Source organism: Streptomyces sp. SDr-06 (assembly GCF_003324565.1).
GTDB lineage: Bacteria > Actinomycetota > Actinomycetes > Streptomycetales > Streptomycetaceae > Streptomyces.
Map to the genome: position 1 here is coordinate 218580 of NZ_QOLA01000013.1, position 6465 is coordinate 225044.

Sequence of the window (6465 nt, forward strand, 5' to 3'; positions counted from 1 at the left end):
GTTCCGGCACAGGGTTCCCTTAGTTCGATGACCGTCGTACTATCGGCTCGTCCGGTCCTTCGGTGCGAGGCGAGTACGGGGAAGTGGCGTCATGCGTGCGATCAGGTTCGACGAGTTCGGTGGTCCCGAGGTGCTCCGGCTGGTGGAGGTGGAGGCGCCGCTGCCGGGGCCCGGTGAGGTGAGCATCGACGTCGCGTACACCGGCATCAACTTCGCCGACCTCAAGGCGCGTTCGGTGGGGTACCGGGTGGGGTCGCTCCCCTTCGTGCCGGGACTCGAACTGTCCGGCCGCATCCGCGCCGTGGGCGAGGGGGTCGAGGGGTTCGAGGTCGGCCAGGAGGTCACCGCGATGACCGAGGGCGGTGCCTACGCGGACGTGGCCCTCGCCCCGGCCGTCACCGTCTTCCCGGTGCCCGAGGGCGTGAGCCTGCGCACCGCCGCCACGCTGCCCACCGTGCTGCCGACCGCGCACGCCCTGATCCACGAGGTGGGCCGGCTCACCCCCGGCGAGAGCGTCCTGGTGCAGGGTGCGGCGGGCGGGGTCGGCACCGTCGTCGGGCAGGTCGCCAAGCTGGCCGGGGCGGGCGCGGTGTACGGCGTGGTCTCCAGCGAGAGCAAGGCCGACTACGCCCGCAAGCACGGCTACGACGACGCCTTCCTGACCGGCACGTTCGACGCCGACGTCCGACGGGCGACCGGCGGCCGGGGCGTGGACCTGGTGCTCGACCCGGTCGGCGGCGAGACCCTGCGCCGCGGTCTGGAGTCGCTCGCGCTGTTCGGCCGCCTCGTCTCCTACGGCAACGCGAGCGGCGAGGAGGCGTGGCAGGCCGGGCAGGCCGAGCTGTACCCGCGCGGCCTGAGCGTCTCCGGCTTCTCCGTCCTCGGTCTCGCCGCGGGCGACCCCCGGGCGCTGCGGGAGATCGCGGACCGGGCGCTGCTGCTCGCCACCACCGGCCAGGTGGAGCTGCCCGTCACCGCCGAGTTCCCCCTCGAAGAGGCGGCCGCCGCCCACGAGTTGATGGAGGGCCGCACCTCGACGGGCAAGCTCCTGCTGCGGGTGGCCTGAGGCTCAGGGCCTCAGCGCAGCACCCCTTCCAGGAAGTCGCTGCCGAGCCGGGCGACCACCGTCAGGTCCAGCTGGTGCAGTACGTACCGGCCGCGCCGCCTGGTGGTGAGGAGCCCGGCCTTCTTCAGGACGGCGAGATGGCGGGAGACCTCGGGCGCGGTGATCCCGTGCGCGTCGGCGAGCTCGCTCGTGGTGTAGGGGGAGCGGGCCAGGTTGCGGCACAGCCGCATCCGCATCGGGTGGGCCAGCGCCTCCATGCGCAGCTTGAGGATCTCGACCGAGGCGGGCGAGGGCAGTTCGGGCCCGTGCACCGGGTAGTGGATCACCGGCCGCCAGCCCGGTGCGTGCAGCACCATCAGATGCGGCCAGCCGAACGAGGTGGGCACGAAGGTGAGCCCCGCCCCGGCCTCCGGGTCGGTGGCGGTGGTGCGGCCCTCGGTCAGCTTGTCCACGCTGATCCGCGTCCCGCCCTCGTCCAGGCTGAGGGCGGCCGACACCGCGCGGAGGGCCTCGTCGAGACCCTTGCGGCGCAGCACCTCCGCCTTGTGCCGGGCGTCGGCGGCCAGTTGGACCCGCACCCGCTGCCAGGTGTCAGCGAAGAAGGCCTGCTCGCAGTCCTCCAGGAGGCGCCGCAGCCAGGCCCGCACCGACGCCGGGTCGCTCAACAGGCGCTGGGTGAACTCCACTTGGCGCGGCCCCCGGATCGCCGCCATGTCCAGGGCGCGCGCCCGCATCGCCGCGTCGTGCAGCGGGGACGGTGTCCTGACCGCGTACAGGCTGGAGCAGGTGAACTCCAGGACGACGGAGGCGAACCGTTCGTCGGAGAGCCGGTCGAGCAGGTCGAGCTCCTCGGCGAGCGTGGCGCCCGGGCCGCCGCCCCCGCCGGGTATGCCCGCGAACGGCATGAACACGTCGGAGAACGTGTTGCGCCACAGGAACTCCGCCTCGTGCAGCCGGTCCGCGAGGTCGGGCTTGAGGGAGGCGGCCGTGGCCGTCACCCAGCCGTGCAGACCCGGGTGGTGGCCGGGCTCGGAGAGCGCGTGCAGGGCCAGGCCCAGCTCGGCCAGCGGCGAGATCGCGAAGCCGATGCGCTCGGGCGGCAGGCCCGTGATGTCGATGGTCACGCTCATGCGCCCATGGTGCACCCCGGCACTGACGACGCGGCCGTCGATTGACGGTCCCGGTCAATCGACGGTGCTGGTCAGGGCGTCATTTGACGCGGCTCGTCAATCGGCGCGACGTACGCCGGGAACGGGTTCACCGTGGAGCCATGGACGCGATGCAGCAGCACATGATCGACAGCTACCGGGCCGCCCGGCTCGGCACGCCCCGGCCGCCGGTGCCGGGCACCCACGACGTGGCCGCCCTGCGGGAGCTGCGGGACTACCGCCGCTTCGAGGCGGTCCTGGCGGGCCGGCTCGCCACCGGCAGGCTCCGGGCGGCCCTGGCCCACCTGTTCGCCCCGCCGCGCCCGCGCAGACACCCGCCCGCCTGCCGCTGACCGCGTCCGCCGGTCACGGCAGCCGCCGGACGAAGTCGGCCACCGCGGCCCGTACGTCCTCGGAGGTCCAGGCCAGGCCCGGGGCGTTGACGGTGACCTCGGTGACGGCGAGGTCGGCCGGGCCCGAGGGGCTCGGGAACCAGCGCCGGAACAGGCAGACCCCGCTCTCCTCGGCCTGGCTCAGGGCCGCGGCGCTGAGCACCTCGGCGTCGTAGGGCAGCCACACCTGGAACTGGTGGGTGTGCGGCGGCTCGGGATGCACCCGGAACCACGGCACGCCCGCCTCGGCGAGCCCCTCGGCGATGGCCCCGGCCACGACTTGGGCGTGGGCCACGTACGACGGCAGCTCGGGCAGTTCCCGGCGCAGGCCGAGCAGGCCCGCGAGGGCGGCCGGGAACTGCTGGAAGAGCTGGCCGCCGTAGCGGTGGCGCCAGGTGCGGGCCTCGGCCACCAGTGACTCGGAGCCCGCCAGGACGGCGCCCGAAAGACCGCCCAGCGTCTTGTAGAAGGACACGTACACGCTGTCGGCGAGGCCCGCGATCTCGCGCAGCGGGCGGCCGAAGTGCGCGGTGGTCTCCCAGAGCCTGGCGCCGTCGAAGTGCACCACGGCGTCCCGCTCCCGGGCCGCCTCGACCACCGCGACCAGCTCGTCCCAGGTCGGCAGCACGAAGCCCGCGTCCCGCAGCGGGAGCTCCAGCATCAGCGTGCCGAACGGTTCCTCGAAGTCGCGCACCTCGGCCGCGTTCGGCAGCCGCCGCTCGTCGGTCGGGTGGACCGTGCGCAAGCCGCTGACCTGGCTGAACGCCTGGCGCTCATGGACCTCGGGGTGCGCGAGCGGGTGCACCGCGACCGTCGGGTTCCCGGTACGCGCCGCCCAGCAGCGCAGCGCGACCTGCTGGGCCATCGTGCCGGTGGGGAAGAAGGCGGCGGCCGGGAAGCCGAGCGCCTCGGCGGTGCGGCGCTCCAGCTCGGCCACCGCGCCATTGCCGTAGATGTCGGTGAACTCGTCCAGGTCGTACACCTCGGCGCCGTCCGCCAGGAGGGCCGTCAGACGCTCCGCCAGCGTGTGGTCGACCGACTGGTGCGCCAGCGTGCGCCGGGCGCCGCGGAAGACCTTCAGGCGGTGCTGGAGGGCCTGATCCGGCGATTCCTGAGGCGCTCCGCCCGGGGTGTCGGCGGAGGATTCGGGGCGGGAGTTCCGTTCGCTTTCGGGCATGGGCCGATGATCGCCCACACCCTGTGGACAACCAAAGGGGTTTCCGTGCCCTGGGCGTAGCATGACGGGGCCGTTTGATTTTGGTTTGGCGTCCGGTACCCCTCGCGGACTGGAACGGAAGGCCCCCACGCGTGAACGCACCACCAGAGCACCGCCACGAACCCGGCCCGGCGGACCGTCCCGCCCGCCTCACCGTGGGCGTCGTCGGCGCGGGCCGGGTCGGCCCCGCGCTCGCCGCGTCCCTCCAGCTGGCCGGGCACCGCCCGGTCGCGGTGTCGGGCGTCTCCGACGCGTCGGTGCGCCGGGCCGCGGCCCTGCTGCCCGACGTGCCCCTGGTCCCGCCCGCCGAGGTCCTCCAGCGCGCCGACCTCGTCCTGCTCACCGTCCCCGACGACGCGCTGCCGGGCCTGGTCGAGGGCCTCGCCGGGACCGGCGCGATCCGCCCGGGCCAGCTCCTGGTGCACACCTCGGGGCGGTACGGCACGGGCGTCCTCGACCCCGCCCGGCGGGCCGGCGCGCTCCCGCTGGCCCTGCACCCGGCGATGACCTTCACCGGCACGGCCGTGGACGTCCAGCGCCTGGCGGGCTGCTCGTTCGGGGTGACCGCGCCCGAGGAACTGCGGCTCGCCGCCGAAGCGCTGGTCATCGAGATGGGCGGCGAGCCCGAGTGGATCGAGGAGGCGGCCCGCCCGCTCTACCACGCGGCCCTCGCGCTCGGCGCGAACCACCTGGTCACGCTGGTCGCCCAGTCCATGGAGCTGCTGGGCCGGGCCGGTGTCGCCGCCCCCGACCGGATGCTCGGCCCGCTGCTCGGCGCGGCCCTCGACAACGCGCTGCGCTCGGGTGACGCGGCCCTGACGGGGCCCGTCGCGCGCGGCGACGCGGGCACGGTCGCCGCCCACGTGGCCGAGCTGCGCAGGCACGCGCCGGGCACGGTCGCCGGATACCTGGCGATGGCCCGCACCACCGCGGACCGGGCGCTCGCCCACGGACTGCTGAAGCCCGAGCTCGCCCAGGATCTGCTCGGTGTGCTCGCCGAAGGAGACGACAGATGACCGCCCTAGTCCGTACGGCCGCCGAACTCGCGGCTCTTGAGCGGACCGGCCGCCGCGCCGTCGTCATGACCATGGGCGCGCTCCACGAGGGCCACGCCACCCTGATCCGCACCGCGCGCCGGCTGGCCGGCCCCGACGGGCAGGTGGTGGTCACGGTGTTCGTCAACCCGCTGCAGTTCGGCGCGGGCGAGGACCTGGACCGCTATCCGCGCACCCTGGACGCGGACCGCGTCATCGCCGAACGCGAGGGCGCCGACGCCGTGTTCGCGCCCTCCGTGGACGAGGTCTACCCCGGCGGCGAGCCGCAGGTGCGCGTCACGGCGGGCCCGATGGGCGAGCTCCTCGAAGGCGCCGTGCGCCCCGGCCACTTCGACGGCATGCTGACCGTCGTCGCCAAGCTGCTCCACCTGAGCGCCCCCGACGTCGCGCTGTACGGGCAGAAGGACGCCCAGCAGCTGGCGCTGATCCGGCGCATGGTGCGCGATCTGAACTTCCCGGTCGAGATCGTCGGCGTACCGACGGTGCGCGAGGACGACGGCCTCGCCCTGTCCAGCCGCAACCGCTACCTCGACCCAGCCGAGCGGACCGCGGCCCGCGCCCTGTCCCGCGCGCTCTTCGCGGCCCGCGACCGGCTCGCCGCCGAACACGCCCTGCACGCGCGGGCCACCGCGGGCGGCGCCGTCTCGGGCCGGGCCGACGCGCTCACCGCGATCGGCGAGGCCCGGGCCGCCGCCGACGCCCACGCGGTCGCCGCGGCCGCGCCGTCCCCCGCGTCCATCAAGGCAGTGGCCCAGGGGGTGCTCGACGAGGCGGCCAAGGTCGAACCCCCGGTCATGGTCGACTACGTGGCGCTCGTCGACCCGGCCACGTTCACGGAGGCCCCCGAGGGGTTCGGCGGCGAGGCGATCCTCGCGGTCGCCGCCCGTGTCGGCACCACGCGCCTCATCGACAACATCCCGCTCACGTTCGGAGCACCGGCATGACAAGCACCGGCATACGGCTCGACGCCCCCGCCCCCGGCTGGGCCATCGACGCGGACGTCGTCGTCGTCGGCTCCGGCGTCGCGGGTCTGACGGCCGCCCTGCGCTGCACCGCGGCGGGCCTGGCCACGGTCGTCGTCACCAAGGCCCGCCTCGACGACGGCTCGACGCGCTGGGCGCAGGGCGGCATAGCGGCGGCCCTCGGCGAGGGCGACACCCCCGAGCAGCACCTGGACGACACCCTGGTGGCCGGCGCGGGCCTGTGCGACGAGGACGCGGTACGCCTCCTGGTCACCGAAGGCCCCGACGCGGTGCGGCGGTTGATCGCCACCGGCGCCCACTTCGACACCGACGACTCGGGCGCGATCTCGCTGACCCGCGAGGGCGGCCACCACCGCCGCCGCATCGCCCACGCGGGCGGCGACGCCACCGGCGCCGAGATCTCCCGCGCGCTCGTCGAGGCCGTGCGCACCCAGGCCGTGCGGACCATCGAGAACGCCCTGGTCCTCGACCTCCTCAAGGACGAGCACGGCCGCACCGCGGGCATCACGCTGCACGTCATGGGCGAGGGGCAGCACGACGGTGTCGGCGCGGTCCGCGCGCCCGCGGTGGTGCTCGCGACGGGCGGCATGGGCCAGGTGTTCTCG

At 74.8% G+C, this 6465-nt stretch carries 7 protein-coding genes; 5 read left to right on the plus strand and 2 right to left on the minus strand.

What is annotated here, in order from left to right; translation table 11 throughout:
- Positions 1–91: 91 nt before the first annotated feature.
- On the plus strand, positions 92–1066 hold the full coding sequence (locus tag DT019_RS25210; RefSeq protein ID WP_114039171.1) for a zinc-binding alcohol dehydrogenase family protein: 975 nt from the start codon (positions 92–94) through the stop codon (positions 1064–1066).
- An 11-nt stretch (positions 1067–1077) separates the two neighbouring features.
- Here DT019_RS25210 and DT019_RS25215 read toward each other — a convergent pair whose 3' ends face one another.
- Positions 1078–2190, minus strand: coding sequence for a DUF5937 family protein (locus DT019_RS25215; protein WP_114039172.1), 1113 nt, complete (start codon positions 2188–2190; stop codon positions 1078–1080).
- Between the two features lie 146 nt (positions 2191–2336).
- On the opposite strand from DT019_RS25215, the gene DT019_RS25220 reads away from it, so the two are divergent.
- Positions 2337–2567 carry a hypothetical protein gene (locus tag DT019_RS25220; RefSeq protein WP_114039173.1) on the plus strand — a complete coding sequence of 77 codons (231 nt, stop codon included), beginning with the start codon at positions 2337–2339 and terminating at the stop codon, positions 2565–2567.
- Between the two features lie 13 nt (positions 2568–2580).
- Here the strand turns inward: DT019_RS25220 and DT019_RS25225 are convergent, their stop codons facing one another.
- Positions 2581–3783 (minus strand): threonine aldolase family protein, encoded by a 1203-nt coding sequence (locus DT019_RS25225; protein ID WP_114039174.1) that lies wholly within the window; start codon positions 3781–3783, stop codon positions 2581–2583.
- Positions 3784–3914: 131 nt separating this feature from the next.
- Here DT019_RS25225 and DT019_RS25230 point away from each other — a divergent pair, with 131 nt between their 5' ends.
- The 3 genes from DT019_RS25230 to DT019_RS25240 all read left to right on the plus strand — a co-directional run.
- Positions 3915–4838: a Rossmann-like and DUF2520 domain-containing protein gene (locus DT019_RS25230; RefSeq protein ID WP_114039175.1), complete on the plus strand. Its 924-nt coding sequence runs from the start codon at positions 3915–3917 to the stop codon at positions 4836–4838.
- The gene (gene panC, locus DT019_RS25235) at positions 4835–5821 is read left to right on the plus strand and encodes a pantoate--beta-alanine ligase (protein ID WP_114039176.1); all 987 of its coding nucleotides are present in this window, start codon (positions 4835–4837) and stop codon (positions 5819–5821) included. Before DT019_RS25230 ends, panC begins: the two co-directional genes overlap by 4 nt.
- A partial coding sequence (locus DT019_RS25240; protein WP_114039177.1) for an FAD-dependent oxidoreductase occupies positions 5818–6465 on the plus strand: 648 nt, incomplete at its 3' end. The genes panC and DT019_RS25240, both read left to right, overlap by 4 nt.